17 protein-coding genes, 1 tRNA gene and 1 pseudogene are annotated in these 18,526 nt (G+C 39.5%); 2 read left to right on the top strand and 17 right to left on the bottom strand.

Translation table 11 applies throughout. The annotated features are described in order from the left end of the window. Positions 1 to 68 precede the first annotated feature (68 nt). A complete protein-coding gene (locus ACWPVF_RS01360; RefSeq protein ID WP_001048970.1) occupies positions 69 to 314 on the bottom strand; it encodes a YneF family protein in 246 nt (81 codons plus the stop codon). Between the two features lie 284 nt (positions 315 to 598). On the opposite strand from ACWPVF_RS01360, the pseudogene ACWPVF_RS01355 reads away from it, so the two are divergent. Next, a pseudogene (locus ACWPVF_RS01355) lies at positions 599 to 2,998 on the top strand (glycosyl hydrolase family 95 catalytic domain-containing protein); the annotation flags it as partial. A gap of 347 nt (positions 2,999 to 3,345) precedes the next feature. Here the strand turns inward: ACWPVF_RS01355 and ACWPVF_RS01350 are convergent. The 6 genes from ACWPVF_RS01350 to ACWPVF_RS01325 form a co-directional block, all read right to left on the bottom strand. Continuing rightward, a complete protein-coding gene (locus tag ACWPVF_RS01350; RefSeq protein WP_045614650.1) occupies positions 3,346 to 3,546 on the bottom strand; it encodes a hypothetical protein in 201 nt (66 codons plus the stop codon). Positions 3,547 to 3,695: 149 nt separating this feature from the next. Then, entirely contained in the window at positions 3,696 to 4,622 is a 927-nt protein-coding gene (locus ACWPVF_RS01345; protein WP_045614652.1) for an ATP-binding cassette domain-containing protein, read from the bottom strand. A gap of 10 nt (positions 4,623 to 4,632) precedes the next feature. Next, positions 4,633 to 5,700 (bottom strand): ABC transporter ATP-binding protein, encoded by a 1,068-nt coding sequence (locus ACWPVF_RS01340; protein ID WP_454384221.1) that lies wholly within the window; start codon positions 5,698 to 5,700, stop codon positions 4,633 to 4,635. A gap of 8 nt (positions 5,701 to 5,708) precedes the next feature. Further along, entirely contained in the window at positions 5,709 to 6,635 is a 927-nt protein-coding gene (gene oppC / locus ACWPVF_RS01335; RefSeq protein ID WP_045614656.1) for an oligopeptide ABC transporter permease OppC, read from the bottom strand. Then, entirely contained in the window at positions 6,635 to 8,131 is a 1,497-nt protein-coding gene (locus ACWPVF_RS01330; RefSeq protein ID WP_045614660.1) for an ABC transporter permease, read from the bottom strand. Before ACWPVF_RS01330 ends, oppC begins: the two co-directional genes overlap by 1 nt. Positions 8,132 to 8,196: 65 nt before the next feature. Beyond that, entirely contained in the window at positions 8,197 to 10,197 is a 2,001-nt protein-coding gene (locus tag ACWPVF_RS01325; RefSeq protein WP_454384219.1) for a peptide ABC transporter substrate-binding protein, read from the bottom strand. Between the two features lie 178 nt (positions 10,198 to 10,375). Between ACWPVF_RS01325 and ACWPVF_RS01320 the strand changes: the two genes are divergently transcribed. After that, a tRNA-Cys gene (locus tag ACWPVF_RS01320) sits at positions 10,376 to 10,446 on the top strand. A gap of 84 nt (positions 10,447 to 10,530) precedes the next feature. Here the strand turns inward: ACWPVF_RS01320 and ACWPVF_RS01315 are convergent. The 10 genes from ACWPVF_RS01315 to ACWPVF_RS01270 form a co-directional block, all read right to left on the bottom strand. After that, positions 10,531 to 11,862 (bottom strand): hemolysin family protein, encoded by a 1,332-nt coding sequence (locus tag ACWPVF_RS01315; RefSeq protein ID WP_414311913.1) that lies wholly within the window; start codon positions 11,860 to 11,862, stop codon positions 10,531 to 10,533. 118 nt (positions 11,863 to 11,980) lie between these two features. Then, entirely contained in the window at positions 11,981 to 12,808 is an 828-nt protein-coding gene (locus tag ACWPVF_RS01310) for a DNA/RNA non-specific endonuclease (RefSeq protein WP_454384216.1), read from the bottom strand. A 46-nt stretch (positions 12,809 to 12,854) separates the two neighbouring features. After that, positions 12,855 to 13,049: a DNA-directed RNA polymerase subunit beta gene (locus tag ACWPVF_RS01305; protein ID WP_454384214.1), complete on the bottom strand. Its 195-nt coding sequence runs from the start codon at positions 13,047 to 13,049 to the stop codon at positions 12,855 to 12,857. Continuing rightward, positions 13,036 to 14,322, bottom strand: a complete 1,287-nt coding sequence (gene murA / locus ACWPVF_RS01300; protein ID WP_045614671.1) for a UDP-N-acetylglucosamine 1-carboxyvinyltransferase — start codon at positions 14,320 to 14,322, stop codon at positions 13,036 to 13,038. The genes ACWPVF_RS01305 and murA overlap by 14 nt, the downstream gene beginning before the upstream one ends. Positions 14,323 to 14,346: 24 nt before the next feature. Next, positions 14,347 to 14,577 (bottom strand): DUF1146 family protein, encoded by a 231-nt coding sequence (locus ACWPVF_RS01295; protein WP_282185014.1) that lies wholly within the window; start codon positions 14,575 to 14,577, stop codon positions 14,347 to 14,349. 57 nt (positions 14,578 to 14,634) lie between these two features. Beyond that, positions 14,635 to 15,672 (bottom strand): SepM family pheromone-processing serine protease, encoded by a 1,038-nt coding sequence (locus ACWPVF_RS01290; protein WP_414307347.1) that lies wholly within the window; start codon positions 15,670 to 15,672, stop codon positions 14,635 to 14,637. Continuing rightward, positions 15,656 to 16,144, bottom strand: coding sequence for a pantetheine-phosphate adenylyltransferase (gene coaD, locus ACWPVF_RS01285; RefSeq protein WP_414307348.1), 489 nt, complete (start codon positions 16,142 to 16,144; stop codon positions 15,656 to 15,658). The genes ACWPVF_RS01290 and coaD overlap by 17 nt, the downstream gene beginning before the upstream one ends. Then, positions 16,134 to 16,673, bottom strand: a complete 540-nt coding sequence (gene rsmD / locus ACWPVF_RS01280) for a 16S rRNA (guanine(966)-N(2))-methyltransferase RsmD (RefSeq protein ID WP_414307349.1) — start codon at positions 16,671 to 16,673, stop codon at positions 16,134 to 16,136. Before rsmD ends, coaD begins: the two co-directional genes overlap by 11 nt. 59 nt (positions 16,674 to 16,732) lie before the next feature. Next, entirely contained in the window at positions 16,733 to 17,725 is a 993-nt protein-coding gene (gene asnA / locus ACWPVF_RS01275) for an aspartate--ammonia ligase (protein WP_454384210.1), read from the bottom strand. 88 nt (positions 17,726 to 17,813) lie between these two features. Further along, a complete protein-coding gene (locus ACWPVF_RS01270) occupies positions 17,814 to 18,497 on the bottom strand; it encodes a Bax inhibitor-1/YccA family protein (protein ID WP_414307351.1) in 684 nt (227 codons plus the stop codon). Between the last annotated feature and the right edge of the window lie 29 nt (positions 18,498 to 18,526).

The following is an 18,526-nucleotide window of genomic DNA, read 5'->3' as shown; positions in this document are numbered from 1 at the left end:
AGTCTTGTCTCTAAATATCAGTCAAACATAGTGAGAAGTCTGGAACTTTCATCCCAGACTTTTCCTATTTATTTCTTTTTATTGTTAGCAAGGGCTGCTTTTTGTTGGCGAATGATTTGGTGGTAAACTTGTTGTACTTTGGCTTCACTTGGCTTTTGACCGTTTGCACTCAACAGAGTACGAACTGCTTCTGCGTTCAAACGTGGGTTATCCGCAAATTCTTTTTCGATTTGCTTGCGCACCAAGTACATACCTCCAAGAGCTCCTCCTAGAAAAGCCAAAAGAATCAATACAATTGCTAAAATAAGGTTCATAACATTTCTCCTGTTTCTTTTTGAATCTTCTATATTATACCATAAAGTCCTACGCCTGACTAGTTTGAGTTACGCTTTCAGAAAGCAACTGACCAACATTTTAATTCACCTTACCTATAAAAAAACTTGCTTATCATCCATTATAAAATCTAAAATACACACTGTCCTTAAAATAAACAAATGAGGTCTTTAAAGCCTTGCAATAAGTTAATGTGTCTGCTATAGTAAAATCATAAATCTCAACTATACTACCTACTTCAATATTAAAAAAATCTATGGAAAATAAATATAACTATCAACTAATATACGACCAACCAGCTGCTCAATCCTATGATGGATGGGAAAAACAAGCCCTCCCAGTCGGAAATGGAGAAATGGGTGCCAAGGTTTTCGGACTCGTCGGTGAGGAAAGAATCCAGTACAACGAAAAAACACTTTGGTCTGGAGGCCCACAGCCAGATAGTCAAGACTACAACGGAGGAAACTACAAGGACCGCTACAAAGTCTTAGCCGAAATCCGTAAGTCCTTAGAAGACGGTGACCGTCAAAAAGCCAAACAACTAGCAGAGAGAAATTTGGTTGGGCCAAACAATGCCCAATACGGTCGCTACCTAGCCTTCGGTGATATCTTCATGGTCTTTAATAACCAGAAGAAGGGCTTGGAAAATGTTACTGACTATCATCGTGGCTTAGATATTTCTGAAGCCATCTCGACCACTTCATATACCCAAGACGGTACAAACTTTAAGCACGAAACTTTCTCTAGCTATCCGGATGATGTTACTGTCACCCACTTGACTAAAAAGGGAGATAAGACTCTTGATTTTACTCTTTGGAATAGCTTGACAGAAGATTTGATTGCTAATGGAGATTATTCTTGGGAGAATTCTAAATACAAACAAGGGACTGTTAGCGTTGATTCCAATGGTATTTTACTCAAAGGAACTGTCAAAGACAATGGTCTTAAATTTGCTTCTTATCTTGGTATCAAGACAGATGGACAAGTCACTGCACAAGATGGCTATTTGACTGTCACAGGAGCCAGCTATGCGACCCTTTTACTCAGTGCCAAGACCAACTTTGCTCAAAATCCAAAAACCAATTATAGCAAAGATATTGACTTAGAAAAAACGGTTAAGTATATCGTAGAAGCTGCCAAGGCCAAAGACTATGAAACTCTGAAACATGACCACATCGAGGACTATCAAAGTCTCTTCAATCGTGTTCAACTAAATCTTGGCGGTAGCAAGTCTAATCAAACTACAAAAGAAGCTCTCCAAACCTATAATCCAACAAAAGGACAAAAACTAGAAGAACTCTTCTTCCAATACGGCCGTTACCTCCTCATCAGTTCGTCTCGTGACCGGACAGATGCCCTTCCTGCCAACTTGCAAGGAGTCTGGAATGCAGTAGATAATCCACCTTGGAATTCTGACTACCACCTCAATGTCAACCTACAGATGAACTACTGGCCTGCCTACATGAACAATCTTGCAGAAACGGCTAAGCCAATGATCAATTATATCGATGACATGCGCTACTATGGTCGTATCGCTGCTAAAGAATATGCAGGTATCGAGTCAAAAGAAGGTCAAGAAAACGGTTGGTTGGTTCATACTCAGGCGACACCATTTGGCTGGACTACTCCTGGTTGGAACTACTATTGGGGTTGGTCTCCAGCTGCCAATGCTTGGATGATGCAGAACGTCTATGACTATTATAAATTCACCAAGGATGAAACCTATCTCAAAGAAAAGATTTACCCAATGCTCAAGGAAACAGCTAAGTTCTGGAACTCCTTCTTGCACTATGACAAGGCCAGTGACCGTTGGGTATCTTCTCCATCCTACTCACCTGAACACGGGACCATTACCATCGGAAATACCTTTGACCAATCGCTAGTCTGGCAGTTATTCCACGATTACATGGAAATCGCCAACCATCTGAATGTCGACCAAGACTTAGTCACAGAGGTCAAGGCTAAATTTGACAAGCTCAAACCACTTCATATCAACCAAGAGGGACGTATCAAGGAATGGTACGAGGAAGACAGTCCTCAATTCACCAACGAAGGCATTGAAAATCATCACCGTCACGTTTCCCATCTGGTTGGACTCTTCCCAGGAACCTTATTTGGCAAGGATCAACCCGAATACCTAGAGGCAGCACGCGCAACCCTAAACCACCGAGGAGATGGTGGAACTGGTTGGTCTAAGGCCAATAAAATCAACCTCTGGGCTCGTCTCTTAGATGGAAATCGTGCCCACCGTTTGTTAGCAGAACAGCTCAGATCCTCGACTCTAGAAAACCTCTGGGATACGCACGCGCCTTTCCAAATTGATGGGAACTTCGGTGCAACCAGCGGTATGGCAGAAATGCTCCTTCAGTCTCATACAGGCTACATTGCCCCATTACCAGCCCTTCCAGATGCTTGGAAAGACGGTCAAGTTTCAGGCTTAGTCGCTCGTGGTAACTTTGAAGTCAGCATGCAATGGAAAGAAAAAAATCTCGAAACGCTATCTTTCCTTTCTAATGTGGGTGGAAACTTAGTCGTAGACTACCCAAATATTGAAGCTAGCATTGTCAAGGTAAACGGCAAGGAAGTACAAGCTACCCGCATCAAAGACAACCGCATCCAACTTGCAACTCAAAAGGGTGATGTGATCACCTTTGAAAAGTTACCTATACCGTCATAAATGGATTAAACTAAATCTAATCTATATCCTAGACTCTCTACAAATCTGTCAATTGCATCAACTTTTTAAAACTTCGCCTTAATCTTATTGATATAAACAAAAAAGGAGGGAATATTTCCCATCCTTTTTTATGATAATAAAATTATATAGGAGTATCTATAAGTAACTACTCCCAATTTTTAGTTTCTAAAACAAACTAAAAAACCAATTAAAAATCGAATACAATACATTCATAAGGAAATCATAAAAAAATAAGCAAATGAGATACCAAATGAATTCTACAATTGCAATCAGTGGCTTCACTAAGATATAAAATAAAATATCCAAAATAAATTTCATTTTCTGTCTTCTTTCTTAGTAAGTCCCAGAATCCAAGGTAAGGAAGATTCTAGTTTTAACGCCAAAAGAAATCGACTAAATTCTAAGACTTTTGGCTCGGACTCCTTCTTTTCAGTCAATACTTCCATCCCTTTTACCCAAAGACATGTTCCAATTGCTCTTGCCATGTTGGTAAAAAAATTTGGTTGTTGATCCATGCGACTCTCCCTTGGTTACTCTAGCTAATATAGGTCTGTTTTTATTGTATTCAGTATATCAATTTTTTGTAGATAATCAAGCTTTTGTCTGAAAAAAAGTTTCATAATCTTTCTAGAAGCCTTCTAGCTAGATTATAAAACTTTATTGATTATTTCATTTCTTTTTTATAGCGTTCTAATTCTGCCTGATTAGCCCAAACATAATGACCTGGACGAATTTCTACCATAGAAGGTTTGTCAGTTTCATAGTCATGTTGATCTGGATCATAGACTTTCAAAACTTTTTTACGTTCCAGGATTGGATCTGGAATAGGAACAGCTGATAAAAGTGCTTGCGTGTATGGATGGATTGGATTGTTAAACAATTCCTCAGTCTCAGCAACTTCAACAATGACACCTTTATAAATTACCGCGATACGGTCAGAGATGAATCGAACTACAGACAAATCGTGGGCGATAAAGAGATAAGTTAAGCCTAATTCTTTTTGGAATTTCTTGAGCAAATTCAAAACCTGGGCACGTACAGAAACGTCCAAGGCTGAAATTGGCTCATCCGCGATAACGAAGTCAGGTTGCATTACCAAAGCACGTGCAATCCCGATACGTTGACGTTGTCCACCTGAGAACTCATGAGGATAACGAGTCAAGTGTTCAGCCAAAAGCCCTACTTCACGAATGATATTTTGAACTTTTTCTTTTCTTTCTTCTTCATCTTTAAATAAATGGTGGTTGTAAAGACCTTCAGAAATGATATAGTCTACTGTCGCACGTTCGTTCAAACTTGCGGCTGGGTCTTGGAAAATCATTTGGATGCGACGGATTAATTCCTCTGCTTGTTCACGTGATTTTTTACCATTAATTTTTTTACCATCAAAGATGATATCTCCCTTGCTGGTATCGTTAAGACCGATAATAGCACGACCAATTGTTGTCTTACCACTACCAGATTCTCCAACGAGTGAGAAAGTTTCTCCTTTGTTGATAAAGAAGTTTGCATTCTTAACAGCTACAAACTTTTTGCTTCCTTCACCGAAGGAAATTTCTAAGTCTTTAATTTCTACTAATTTTTCAGACATTTCCTTCCTCCTAGTCCTCAAGATGAGCAAAGCCCATCTTTTCACGAATTTTATCGTGTAAGTCTTCAATCACTGCTGGTTTTGAAACTTTTGGAGCCTGTTCATGAAGCAACCATGTTTTCGCCCAATGAGTATCTGATACTGCAAACTGTGGAGCTTTTTCTTCGAAATCAATCTTCATCGCATAGTCTGAACGAAGAGCAAAAGCATCTCCCTTCAATTCAGTATAAAGTGATGGAGGTGTTCCCGGAATTGAATACAATTCTCCTTTATCATCAGCCAACTGTGGCAAGCTTGACAAGAGGCTCCAAGTATATGGGTGACGTGGATCGTAGAAAATCTCTTCAACTGTACCATACTCGACGATTTCACCAGCATACATAACTGCAACTTTATCAGCAATACTTGCTACGACACCTAAGTCGTGTGTGATGAAAATTGTTGTAAAGTGATATTCATTTTGAAGCGACTTCAACAAGTCAATAATTTGAGCTTGAATAGTCACATCAAGGGCTGTTGTTGGTTCATCACAGATAAGAACATCTGGACGACAGGCAAGAGCAATTGCGATAACGATACGTTGACGCATCCCACCAGAATACTGGAATGGATATTCATTAAAACGTCTCTCAGCGTCAGGGATACCAACCTTATTCATATAGTCAATAGCCAAGTCTTTTGCTTCTTGAGCTGTTTTCCCTTGGTGTTTAACAATCACTTCAGTGATTTGACTTCCGATTGTCTTAATTGGGTCAAGACTGGTCATCGGATCTTGGAAGATGGTTGCAATCTTGGCACCACGGATTTGTTCCCAATCTTTATTAGATGTAAGGCTGGTCAAGTCCTGTCCACGGTATTGAATACTACCTCGTGCAATACGACCATTTCCTTCTAACATTCCTGTGAAGGTTTTTGTTAAAACTGATTTACCTGAACCTGATTCCCCAACCAAAGCGAGAACCTCTCCCTCAATCAAATCGATGGAGACACCTCGAATAGCTGTCAAAATCTTGTCACGAACGTCAAATTCCACGACAATATCTTGAGCAGTCAAAATTACATTATTTTCTTTTGTCATGTCTACTCCTATCTATGTGTACGTGGATCACTAGCATCCGCTAGATTTTGACCAACTACGAAAAGTGACAAGGATACCAAAACTAAAGTTGTCAATGGAATCCAGAAGAGGTAAGCATTTGTTGTCACGTTCTGAGAATAGTCTGAAATCAAACGTCCCAAACTTGGTACTGTGATTGGCAAGCCAAGTCCAAAGAATGATAGGAAGGCTTCATATGAGATAAATGCAGGAAGCATTTGTGACATAGTAGTAACAATCACAGATACCAATTGTGGCATGATATTTTTAATGACAATCTTATAGGTTGGTGTTCCAAGTGTACGTGAAGCAAGGTTGTACTCCAAATCGCGGTAACGCATAATTTGGATACGAATCATATAAGCAATACCAATCCAAGTGGTTACACTCATGGCAAAAATCAAATTCCAAAAACCTGCACCAATAGAGTAAGTCAAAACAATAACGATCAAAAGTGATGGAATATTATTGATAACGTTATAAACTTCCATCATGATACGGTCAACTGATTTTGAAATTCCCCAAACACCACCGACGATAACACCGATTACAACGTTGATAAAGGTTGCAATAACAGAAATCAAGATAGAGTTACGAGCTCCAAACCAGACACCGTCAAAGAGAGACTTACCGTTACTATCTGTACCAAACCAATGTTCTCCATTTGGCTTAATGTAACGAGCACTAAAATCATTTACCTTACTTACATCGTTGAAGTCGAAATCAGAAAACATTGGGTAGATGAAACTCATCAATACGATGGAAATCAAAATACCAAGCATGATGATTGTTGATTTTTTCTTCAAGAACTGTCTAAAAACAGACCCCCAGTATGAGTAAGCAGGAGCGTCAATTGCTTCAGAGGCAAAATCATCTCGTTTTACAAATTGAAATTTATCATTACTAATTGTAGACATTATTTGCCTCCTTTCTCTGTCAACTTAATACGAGGGTCAATAATAGTCATCCAAATATCTCCTATTAAGTAAGAGAAAATTGAGACACTTGTAAAGATGAAGACCAGACCAACAACCATGTTGTTATTTGACGCTTTTACAGAGTCAATCAACATTTTACCCATACCTGGAAAGGCGAAGACTGTCTCAGTAAGAGTCGCTCCACCGATAACACCAATAATAGAGCCTGGAATACCAGAAACGAGTGGTACCATAGCATTTTTAAAGATGTGTTTGTTAGAAATTTCTTTTTCAGAAAGACCTTTAGCTCGAGCAAAACGAACGAAGTCTTGCGATTGCAAGTCAATCATGTAACGACGGATCCAGATAGCTAGACCAGGTGCTCCAAGTAAACCAAGAATAACTGCAGGTAAAACATATGAACGCCAGTCTCCAGCACCCAAGATAGGGAATGAATCTGGGAAACCAATTGAAGAACCAATCAAACGAATGATATATACAAGGGCAATCGTTGGAAGGGCCATCAAGAAGGTCAAAGTACCTGTAGAGAGGCTATCAATCCAAGTATTTTTGAAACGAGCCATTGCCGAACCAAGAGGAACTGCAATCGCGTATGAAATAGCAAGACCAATCAAACCAGTGATGGCAGAACTTGCAATCATTGATGGATACTGATAATTACTTTCAGTAGCGGTGTATGGATCATCCTTACCGTAGTTAGCTACTTCACGTGCATCAGCCTGACTTGGTGATTTATAAGTTCTTGTGTAGATATTGACTGATGAAGTTTTCTTACCAGTTGGGAATTGAACTTCAGATGTCTTCGTTTGTCCTTGTCCTTGTGTGATAACTTGAAGTACAGGAGTATTCGCATAAGTTGGGTAAGAATCTCCTAGGTTCAAGTTCACAAAATTTTGATGAACAAATGGGAACTGACTGTTGAAGTACAAAAGATATTTATGTTTAGTCCCTGAACCTACTAAAGACCATCCAATAGCTGGATCGTTTTCAAAACGCAAATAACGCTCTAAGTTAGGATTTTCTGGGTCTTGAATCTTGTTTGTATGGTCAATATCAAGCAAGTTTGCATAGAATTTGAACACACGCTCAAAAATAGGGATTTCACGAGTAGCATAGAATTGACCGCTCTCTGTAAACTCACCCAAAGTCCAACCGTTACCAATTTGTTGGATGTATTTTTCGTAGATAGCTTTATTTGTATCGTTTGCATCAACGGTTACAGAAGGGTCAATGCTACTAGCTTTTTCCTGCAACTCTTTCGTATCGTAATACTCGATATAACCCATACGCTCATAAACAGTATTTTCATAATTATCGCGTTTATCAGCTGTGGTTGCAATTTTATTGTAGTTAGTATCTTGTTTGAAGATCAACTTCCGTGGAACCATCGTATAGATGATTGTGTAAATCAAGGTCGTTACTAAAAAGATAGAAACTAACGACCGCAAGATACGCATAAAAACATATTTTTTCATATTATTTCCTTTAAAATCCCAAAAGAACCTTCTCCTTTTGGAGAGAAAGTTCTAATGAGCATTATTTATTTCACGTGACTTGCTAAATCTTTTTGAGCTTTTTCGTTTGATTCAGCTTTTTCTTTAAGCCATTTTTCACGAGCTTTTTGGTATTCTTCTTTTGTAATAGGTTTTTCACCAACCTCAGTGTACTTCAAGTAACCTGAGGTTTCTCCTTTAAGACCCGCAGCTGAGTAAGAAGAAGTAAATGGAATAACTTTAGATACAAATGACACAGCGGTTTCTTTTGGACCTGCCATTACAGGAATTGTCAAACCGTTGTCTGTTAACCAAGCTTGAGCAAGGGCATATTTTTCGTAACGTTTTTGAACATCTTGATTTTCTTTGTTTGCATCGTCAAGTAATTTTTCATAGTCAGACAAACCAAGTTTTTGGATAACTGATGCATCAGTATCCTTATCAATACCCATGAGCAAGCGAGTGTTTCCGCCTTTAATCGTGAACTGGTCTAAGAATGTTGATGGATCCTGATAATCTGGATTCCATCCAGTCAAGGTATGAATATCCCAGTCTTGTTCTTTGGCTGTTGGAGCACTGAATGAAAGTGGTAATGCTTCTGCTTGAGTCATTTGTTGAAGATCGATGACAACATTGTCTGAACCAAGTACATTTTCAATAGACTGTTTAAGCGATTGAACACGATTTACAACAGCTGTAGATTCTTGGATTGTTAGAGCATCCAAGTGGATTGGGAATTCTACCCCTTCTGCTTTCAAGCTTTCTTTTGCTTTTGCAAAGGCAGCCTTAGCTTTTTCTTCATTGTAGAGACCGTTTTGTGAATCAGCAAGCGATACGTTTGACCATGTGCTTGAGTTTGTCTTCGCAAGACTTTCTTCTACAAGTTTACCAAATTGTTTGTCCCCGACTTGAAGATCATATGGTGTGAAAGTGTTACGGATTCCAACCGCAGCTCCCTCTGTACCATTTGTCTGAGCTGAGTAAGAATTACGGTCTACCGCAAAGTTAAGAGCTTGACGGAATTCCTTATTTAGCAAAGCTTTTCTAGTAGATTCTTTTTGGCTATCTGTTGTTTTTGAAGTGTGGTTATATGTTGAACGACCATAGTTCACACTAACAGTAGCGATAGCTGATCCAGGTTCGCTAAAGTAGATGTTATCTTTGAACTCAGATGCATATTTTTCGTATGTTGAGCTAGTAGGATAGATACGAGCTTTGCTGTATTGCCCTTCTGAGAATCCCTTAGCAACGACATCTTGGTCTTTCCCATCCCAGTATGTAAATTTAATGTTTTGAATTTTAACAGCGTCTTTATCCCAGTAAGCATCGTTCTTAGCCATTTCAATCGAAGACTTAGCTGTGATTGATTTCAAAACAAACGGTCCATTGTACAAAATAGAAGATGGATCTGTAGGTGCACCAAAGCCTTCCCCTTTTGATTTAAGGAAATCTTCGTTGATTGGCATCATCACGCCGTTTGTTGTTTTGTCATTCCAGAAAGTTTCTGGCTGGTTCAATGTATATTCAAGAGTGTTATCGTCAACAGCTTTTACACCAACAGTTGAGAAGTCGTTTGTTTCACCGTTAATGTACGCGCTGAGCCCTTTAATTGAAGAACTGATAACAGACAAACCTTTTGATTTTCCTTCTACCGCATGCTTCAACCCTGTCACAAAGTCCTGGGCTTTAACTGGAGCGTATTCTTCTCCTTCAGCAGTAACCCACTTAGCATCCTTACGGATTTTATAAGTGTAAGTCAAACCGTCTTGTGAAACTGTCCATGATTCAGCAATTGATGGTACAAGGTTGCCATATTTATCGTTAGCAAGCAAACCATCTACCGCATTTGTCGTAACAAAAGAAGTAGAATCAACGTTGTTAACAACATAATCCAATGTTTCAGGATCAACTGAATAAACGTATTTATAATCTGATGCTAATTTTGTATTGCTTGAGCCTGCATTTGAATTTGAATTTGAACATGCAGCAAGTACTCCGACTGCAAGCAAGGATACTCCCGCTACCGCAAGAATCCGACTTTTTTTCATTTTTTAAACTCCTCGTTTTAAATAGTGGATATTGAAGATTATACCACAGTTTTTTTAAAAAGTAAACGAATTTTCAGAATATTTTGTCGCATGTTTTTTTACACATTTGAATCTTATGTTTTCAGAAAAGAAAACTATTGACGAGAAACAATTTTCAAGGTATAATAATAAAAGTTAAGGCGGTATAGCCAAGTGGTAAGGCACGGCTCTGCAAAAGCTTGATCGTCGGTTCAAATCCGTCTACCGCCTCTATATAAACGAAGACTCCTAACGGAGTCTTTTCTTTTTTGCACTTAAAAAGCTTTATCAGTATTCTCTGATAAAGCTTTTGTTTTATTCAGTTTCTTCTTCTGATTCAAGTTCTTGGATTTGAACCTTAAGCTTGGTGACACGACCATTTTTTACCTTGTCATTTGTCAAGGTGATATGCTTGTTGCCACTATCTAACTCATAACTGAGTTTTTCTGATGTTGGAATAGTTCCCACACCTGTCAAATAATAACCAGCAATGGTATCTACATTGTCACTTTCAAGCTCGACATCAAAATAATCATTGAAATCGTTCAAATTCATTGTCCCTTGGACAATATGAGTGTCCTCGCCGATAGTATGAACATAGACTTCAGCACGGTCAGTTTCATCATCAATCTCACCAACAATTTCTTCAAGGAGATCCTCAAGTGTTACCAAACCAGCCATTCCTCCGTATTCATCGAGAAGAATAGCCATCTGTCTTTGTGAATTCCTCAATTCTTTTAACAGATCATCCACAAAAATAGTTTCAGGCACAAAGAGTGGATCTTGTAAGATTCGCTTCCAGACGATATTATCGAACCCACTGACAAAGGCTTCTTTAAGGAGACTCTTTGTATGAATCAAACCAATGACATTGTCCTTATCGCCGTCATAAACAGGAATTCGAGAAAAGTTTTGTTTTAAGATACTTTCGATAATGGTCTGAGTGTCATCTTGGATATCTACCATGAAAGCATCTGTTCGAGGAACCATGACTTCACGCGCCATAAGCTCATCTAGTGAGAAAATCCCCTGCAACATCTCGATTTCATCAGCATCCAAAGTTTCTTCGCTTTTAGTCAGCATGTACTCAATCTCATCACGAGTCATTTTTTCGTCTGCATCGTCAAATGTCATCGGCGTCAAACGGCTCAAAAGATTAGTTGATGCAGATAGCAACCAAACAAAGGGACTCACAATCTTACCGATAGCAATAATAAATGGTACAGTTCGGATTGCCAAGGCATCCTTAAGATTTAGAGCAATGCGTTTAGGATAAAGTTCGCCAAAAACGATTGAAATATATGTCAAAAAAGCAAGTGATAAGAAAGAAGCTACTGCATACGCAGTCTCGCTATTCCCCATCCAAGAGGCAATCAATTCGCCAAGAGAATCTGCTAACCTAGCCCCTGATAAGATCGTAATTAACGTAATACCAACTTGAATGGTTGATAAAAAGTGATTGGGGTTTTCAAGTACCTTTAGCAAACGGATATAGCGTTTATCTCCCTCTTCAGCCTTTTGTTCAACACGTGAGCGACTAAGAGAAACCATAGCCATCTCTGTAGCAGAGAAAAAAGCATTTAAAAAGGTCAAAACAACTAATAATACAAATTGCAGTAACAAATCCTGACTGCTCGGGTCTTCCATTTTCCTTCTCCTAAATAGTATAATTGTGACTATTATACCATATTTTTCAACTTCTACACATTAAATTGTGATTTCTATAGTAAATCCCCTACCGAAACAATAAGGGACCGACCACCTATTAGTTCTTTATAACAGTTACTTTCCCTGTTCGGTAGTCTAACTGAATCCCCTTTTGAACATTTGGAATTACAACGTTAAACTCTAATTCACCATCAGAAGATTTGGCTTCTATCTGAGAAGCAGATGGTACTAGATCATCTTCAGTTGCATACAATAGCGTAACACGGTAACGCACTCGTTTATTCTTATCTAGAGCTTTTCGTACTAGACTTTCATAGTAGTTTTGTCCAGTCGAATCTTCAGCTCGTGCTTGGTTGGCCCAGGCTGTTTGTACAGCAATATTTTTTGGATTGCTAGTAGAAGCGTCAAAACCATCTAAACCACCAATCAAGGCATAGCCTAATAAATGCCCTCTATCTACAGCGTGATTATAGGTTCCTTTTAAGTTTTTGACCTGATGCCATCCTGCTGGGGTCCAAGAAGTCGAACCATTCCCGGTTTCTTCACGATCTTTGTACTGTCTTGTAGCTTTTGACATGAGGGCGTTAGCCACAGTTGGAACCGTCTCCCCACCCACAGTTTTTGTCTTGTTATCAGCATAGGGTTTACTTGAAACTTTTGCATCTAGATTTGTTTTGTTTCCATTGACTACAAAGGCTCCGGCTCCATTCCACTCAAGGGACCCCTTTATTTGTTTTTTGACCGAATCGGTCAGTACACTTTCAGCCAGTTCTTGACTTGGAGTATCAGACGACTGTGATTTTTGTTTTGCTTGTGTTTGTGGTGCAGTGTTGGAAAACTGCATTTGTTTAATATAGTAGCTTCCTGCTGACAAGAGCAAAAAGAGCAAGAGGCCAATTAGGGCCTGCCTTGTTTTTTTATTCATCTTTTCTCCTTAGTTTTTGTTCTTAGAAAAAGGCTGGTCCCCCAGCCTATTTCCCTGTAAATTTCGCAATTAACTCATGCCACTTTTCTGGTGCTAAAATTGCCCATGGGTCCTGACCTTTGCCTAAGATACCGTAGCCAATCATCAAGCCAATTCCAAGCGCCAAGACCCCTAGAAGCAAAACAATAATGACCGATAGAAATCGACGTAGCACATAAGATACTTCTTTATTCATCTTCATCAGCTTCCACACTTACCCGTTCAATATTAGCTCCTAACTGAGCTAACTTTTCATGGAAACGATAATAGCCTCTATCCAAATGGACAAGTTTCCCAACAACTGTCTCACCTTCGGCTACAAGACCTGTTAAGATCAAGGCTGCACTAGCACGAAGGTCCGTAGACAGCACTTCTGCCCCTTGGAGAGGTTGACCTCCGACGATACGAGCTGTGTCACGGATGATTTCCGAATGCAAGCCCATTCGACGCATTTCCTCTAGATGTTGGAAACGATTCTCAAAGACTGTCTCAATCATAGTTGATTCTCCTTGAGCGACCGTCATAAGAGCAGTAAATTGTGCCTGCATGTCAGTTGGAAATCCTGGATGTGGTAAGGTCTTGACATGAACTGCTTTCAATTTCTCACGTTGAGAACGGATGCGGATACCTTCATCCTCGTCGATGACTTCAACACCCATTTCCTGTAATTTCGCCAACAAGGGACGGTTGTGTTCCCAGATAGCATCTTGAATCAGGACATCTCCACCCGTCATTGCAGCAGCAACCATGAAGGTCCCTGCTTCGATGCGGTCTTGAACAACATTATGTGTTGCACCATGCAAACTTTCAACACCTGTAATTGTAATGCTCTCTGTTCCCGCGCCTTTTACTTTAGCTCCCATTTTATTTAAAAGAATAGCTAAATCTACAATCTCAGGTTCACGCGCAGCATTTTCAATAACAGTTACCCCGTCAGCAAGGGTTGCAGCCATCATCAAGTTTTGAGTTGCCCCAACACTAGGAAAGTCCATATAGATATGGGCTCCATGCAAGCGTTCTGCCTTAGCTTCGATATAACCAGCTGTTTGGGTGATCTTAGCTCCCATTGCTTCCAAACCTTTAAGGTGAAGGTCAATAGGACGACTACCAATCGTACATCCACCTGGCATCGAAACTTTAGCGTGACCAACTCTAGCTAGGATTGGACCCAAGACTACAATAGACGCACGCATCTTGCTGACATACTTATAAGGAGCTTCTTCTGTGATATCATCTGTTGCATCCACTTCAACAATGTGTGCATCTTGATCAAAATTAACTTTCGCATTTAATCCACGAACTACCTGGTTCATGGTAAAGACATCTGACAAGATAGGAACATTTTTTAAAACTGTTTTTCCTTCGCTTGCTAAAATCGTCGCCGCAAGTAGTGGCAAAACTGCATTTTTCGCACCCTCAATGGTGACACTTCCGACTAGGCGATTATCGCCACCTCGAACTACAATTTTTTCCATAAATATTTTCCTTTACTTTCGAGTTTAAAATAATGTCCGTATGGCTTCTTGCCATAATTGATAGAGATTTAGGAAAAAAGAACTAATCAGATACCCTAAACCGATACTACACAATACTACTAAAAGTCGTACCTTCCTCGCATTGTCCTTAGTTACCTTTAAAATTTGATCCCATTTGACCAAATCTTTCAAAAGTTGAAAAACTAGGTAGACAAAAAACATATGACTACTGAGGGTAAAAAACAATTGAATCATCTGCCTATTATACCATCTTCTCTTTTTCTACGCTAGTCTATGAGTTCACACTATAATTTATGGATTGTTTTTCAAGTAATCAATCGCATCTTGAAGCGTTTTGACTGGAACAATTTTCATGTCGGTTTTAATCATTTCAGCCGCTTCTACAGCTGTGTCATAGTTACTTTTGGCGTTTGGATTTGCCTTTTTAGCTTCATCAGAAACGGGATTATTAGGAGCGAAGAATACAGTAGCTCCCTTTTTAGATGCGGCAACAACTTTTTTGTCAATTCCACCAATATCACCAACATTCCCATCTCTATCGATACTTCCTGTACCGGCAATGATACGTCCATTTCGAAGAGTTGGATCTGCAATTTGCGTATAGATAGATAGACTAAACATCAGCCCAGCACTAGGACCACCGATGCCTGCAGTTGAAAACTTGATTGGCACATCACTTGACACTTCTGTACGGTCAATCAAACCGATTCCGATACCATTTTTCCCATTTTCAAGAGTTATGATTTTCCCTTCAGCCGTTTTAACTTTTCCGTCTTCCTCGTAGGTAACCTTAACTTTATCACCAAGAGTTTGAGAGTTAACGTAGTCGACCATCTCCTTGGAGCTTTCAAAAGTCTTATCATTGACAGCTGTTACGGTGTCAGCGATATTGAGAATTCCCTTAAAAGTTGAATTGTCTGTCACAGTCAAAACATAGACACCCAGGTACTTGAGCTCTATTTCCTTACCAGCAGATTTCAGACCTTGATATTTTGCCATGTTTTGCGAAGTTTCCATGTAAAACTGATTGATTCGCATAAATTCTGTATCTGATGAACCACCAGTCATCTCTTTGGCACTATGTATGTCCGTGAAAGGTGTCAGCCAAGCATAAACCAAGTCAACCAGTCTAGCGTGCTTAACTCCAACCGTTACAAATTGGTAGGAACCTTCCTCTTGGTCAGCTTGATTATTGACTTGTAAGACTTTTCGAATATCTTCTGAAGTCCCTGGAACCTCAATGTAATATGGCAGGGGAACCGTAAAAGCTATAAAAGTAATAACGAGCCCAATAATTAGATATATGGGCCATCTAGTTTTTTTCTTCATGATTTAACTCCTCTAAGACAGCATTTGGGACATACTCACTGACATCTTGACCAAATTTCAATAGTTCTCTCACCGCTGAAGAACTGATATAGATATGCTCTGGGCGACTATGAAGATAGATTGTCTCCATTTCTCCTGCTAATTGATGATTGTAAAAATCAAAACTAGCTTCATACTGAAGATCAGTAGCATTACGCAAGCCACGCACCAAGACCTCTGCACCTAGTTTTCTAGCGACATCAACAACTAACTCATCGTGAGAAGCTATGACTTGGACATTTTTTAAATGTGCCACTGCTTTTTCAACAGTTTTTAACCGACTCTCTATCGGTAAGAAGCCATTTTTGTGTGGATTATAAAAAATTCCAACATACAAGCGATCAAAGAGCTTACTTGCACGCTCAATGAGGTCCAAATGGCCCTTTGTTATCGGATCAAACGAACCTGTGAACAATCCAATCTTATCTGACATAGACAGTTACCTTACTAATCCCATATATTTTTTCTTTCCAGATGCCCAAACAGGCGATTTCTTCTGGAAGTTCTACTGATTTATCGGTTTCACAAACCACCATGACATCTTCTGAAAAAAGGTTTCTCTCTGCCATTTTTTCAATATCGGACACAATCTGTTCTTTCACATAGGGAGGATCTAAAAAGATGAGATCGAAGACACCATCTACCTGCTCCAATGCACGGCTAGACTCCATTTTCAATAATTGAAACTTAGAGGTCTCCTTGGTCATCTTGATATTTTCTGCCACAATGTTCTGGGCACGACGATCCTTCTCAACCAGCACAGCACTCGACATTCCTCTTGAAACTGCCTCTATGGATAGACCGCCGCTACCCGCATAAAGATCTAGTACCCGCCCTCCTTCAAAGTAGGGACCAATCATATTAAAAATAGCTCCTCGGACTTTGTCTGATGTCGGCCTCGTTGTTTTGCCCTCCAACGTCTTTAAGGGACGTCCTCCGTAGATTCCTGATACGATTTTCATAAGGTATATTATACCAAATTCTGATGAAATAAGAAAATCGAACCTCTCGGTTCGATTGTTTAAAGAATATTGTCGTAAGTATCTCTGACTTCTTGTGGCCAAACACTGGTTTGAACTTCACCGATGTGTTTCTTACGAAGTAAGAACATCGCCATACGTGATTGACCAATCCCACCACCGATTGTCAATGGGAAGAGACCGTTTAAGAGAGTTTTGTGCCATTCCAAAGAAAGACGGTCTTCATCTCCTGTAATAGCTACTTGTCGACGGAGAGTATCTTCATCGACACGAATTCCCATTGAAGACAATTCAAAGGCTGCACCCAAGTTATCATTCCAGACAAGGATATCTCCATTCAAGCCATGATAACCATTTTCAGACTCAGTTGTCCAGTCATCATAGTCTGGCGCACGGCCGTCATGAGGTTTTCCATCCGGTAATACACCACCGATACCAATCAAGAAGACAGCACCATACTCCTTACAGATAGCATTTTCACGTTCTTTTGGCGTCAAGTCTGGATAGCGTTCAACCAACTCTTCTGTATGGATAAAGGTAATTTGCTTAGGCAAGATTGACTCAATATCATATCTTGCTTCAACTGCTAGCTCAGTCAAACGAATGGCCTTATAAATCTTTTCAACGGTTTCTTTGAGGTAGGCTAGATTGCGTTGCCCGTTTGGAATAACCTTTTCCCAGTCCCACTGGTCAACATAAACCGAGTGAGTCGCATCTAGTGAATCTTCGTCTGGACGAAGAGCCTTCATGTGAACGAAGAGACCTTCTCCTTCACCGAAACCAAAACGTGCCAAAGTATGGCGTTTCCACTTAGCAAGCGAATGGACCACCTCGTAAGTTTCGTCTGGAATTTGTAAAACCTTAACAGATACTGGATGCTCAATCCCTGAAAGGTTATCTTGCATCCCGTCCCCAACCTTACTCAAGATTGGCCCTTGTACTTCTACTACTTCTAACTTATCTTTTAAATACTGGGTAAAGGTATTTTTCACAAATGAAATCTCTTCTTGTTGATGGATAAAACTCTTCTTCATATGCTCCTCCTTTTAAATAATAATAAAGATTATACCTTTTTATCAGTAAAAATAAAAGAAAAAAGAGCTCATTTGAGCTCTAAAAGTATTAATCGTCACTTCCAAAAATACGCAAGAAGCTAAGGAAAATGTTAATAAAGTCGAGGTAGAGACTAAGTGCCAATGAAATTGCCCAACCTGTTGCAACTTGACCATTTGATTCTTCATAAACATAGCGAATCTTTTGGTTATCCCAAGCAATCAAACCTGCAAAAACAAGAACCATGACAATACTGATGATGTAATCGAAAAGGCCACTGTTTAAAAATACATTGACAATCATAGCCAAGATGAGACCTACCAAGGCTCCAATCAAAGCACGTCCGATACCACTCAAATCCTTTTTAATCATAACTCCAATAACAGCCATGACAAAGAAGAGGGCTGCGCTGGAAATAAAAGCTGTCAAAACTGTACCAGGAAGATAAAGCGACACAATAAAACTGAGTGAAAAACCATTTATGACAGAATAAATCAGAAAAACAGGAAGAGCTGCTGGGCTATTTTTATATGCCATATTACTTGCTGCAATTACAAGTGCAATTTCAACGACTCCTGTCACGATTAACCATATGCGGGCGTTAAGCATTAACTGTACGAGAACATCTTGGAAGGTTGTTAGCATTAAGGCTGAAACAAGTGCAGATAGGGCAATCCCAATCCCTACAAAAGCATAGACTTTTGCATAAAATTGATTCAAGCCAGAACGTTCTTGAATAATTGTTTGATTCATATCTTTTTTCTCCTTATGAATTCTTTTTA

The organism is Streptococcus sp. Marseille-Q7087 (assembly GCF_965111935.1).
This window is presented reverse-complemented; position numbering and strand designations above follow the sequence as displayed.

Bases quoted from the DNA above. Each gene is read 5' to 3' on its own strand.
- coaD (WP_414307348.1), bottom strand. From the start codon at position 16,144: ATGTCAGATAAGATTGGATTGTTCACAGGTTCGTTTGATCCGATAACA.
- ACWPVF_RS01295 (WP_282185014.1), bottom strand. From the start codon at position 14,577: ATGATTCAATTGTTTTTTACCCTCAGTAGTCATATGTTTTTTGTCTAC.
- ACWPVF_RS01290 (WP_414307347.1), bottom strand. From the start codon at position 15,672: ATGAAGAAAAAAACTAGATGGCCCATATATCTAATTATTGGGCTCGTT.
- rsmD (WP_414307349.1), bottom strand. From the start codon at position 16,673: ATGAAAATCGTATCAGGAATCTACGGAGGACGTCCCTTAAAGACGTTG.
- ACWPVF_RS01350 (WP_045614650.1), bottom strand. From the start codon at position 3,546: ATGGATCAACAACCAAATTTTTTTACCAACATGGCAAGAGCAATTGGA.
- ACWPVF_RS01330 (WP_045614660.1), bottom strand. From the start codon at position 8,131: ATGAAAAAATATGTTTTTATGCGTATCTTGCGGTCGTTAGTTTCTATC.
- ACWPVF_RS01315 (WP_414311913.1), bottom strand. From the start codon at position 11,862: ATGGAAGACCCGAGCAGTCAGGATTTGTTACTGCAATTTGTATTATTA.
- ACWPVF_RS01270 (WP_414307351.1), bottom strand. From the start codon at position 18,497: ATGAATCAAACAATTATTCAAGAACGTTCTGGCTTGAATCAATTTTAT.
- ACWPVF_RS01345 (WP_045614652.1), bottom strand. From the start codon at position 4,622: ATGTCTGAAAAATTAGTAGAAATTAAAGACTTAGAAATTTCCTTCGGT.
- oppC (WP_045614656.1), bottom strand. From the start codon at position 6,635: ATGTCTACAATTAGTAATGATAAATTTCAATTTGTAAAACGAGATGAT.
- ACWPVF_RS01340 (WP_454384221.1), bottom strand. From the start codon at position 5,700: ATGACAAAAGAAAATAATGTAATTTTGACTGCTCAAGATATTGTCGTG.
- ACWPVF_RS01305 (WP_454384214.1), bottom strand. From the start codon at position 13,049: ATGAAGATGAATAAAGAAGTATCTTATGTGCTACGTCGATTTCTATCG.
- ACWPVF_RS01310 (WP_454384216.1), bottom strand. From the start codon at position 12,808: ATGAATAAAAAAACAAGGCAGGCCCTAATTGGCCTCTTGCTCTTTTTG.
- ACWPVF_RS01360 (WP_001048970.1), bottom strand. From the start codon at position 314: ATGAACCTTATTTTAGCAATTGTATTGATTCTTTTGGCTTTTCTAGGA.
- asnA (WP_454384210.1), bottom strand. From the start codon at position 17,725: ATGAAGAAGAGTTTTATCCATCAACAAGAAGAGATTTCATTTGTGAAA.
- murA (WP_045614671.1), bottom strand. From the start codon at position 14,322: ATGGAAAAAATTGTAGTTCGAGGTGGCGATAATCGCCTAGTCGGAAGT.
- ACWPVF_RS01325 (WP_454384219.1), bottom strand. From the start codon at position 10,197: ATGAAAAAAAGTCGGATTCTTGCGGTAGCGGGAGTATCCTTGCTTGCA.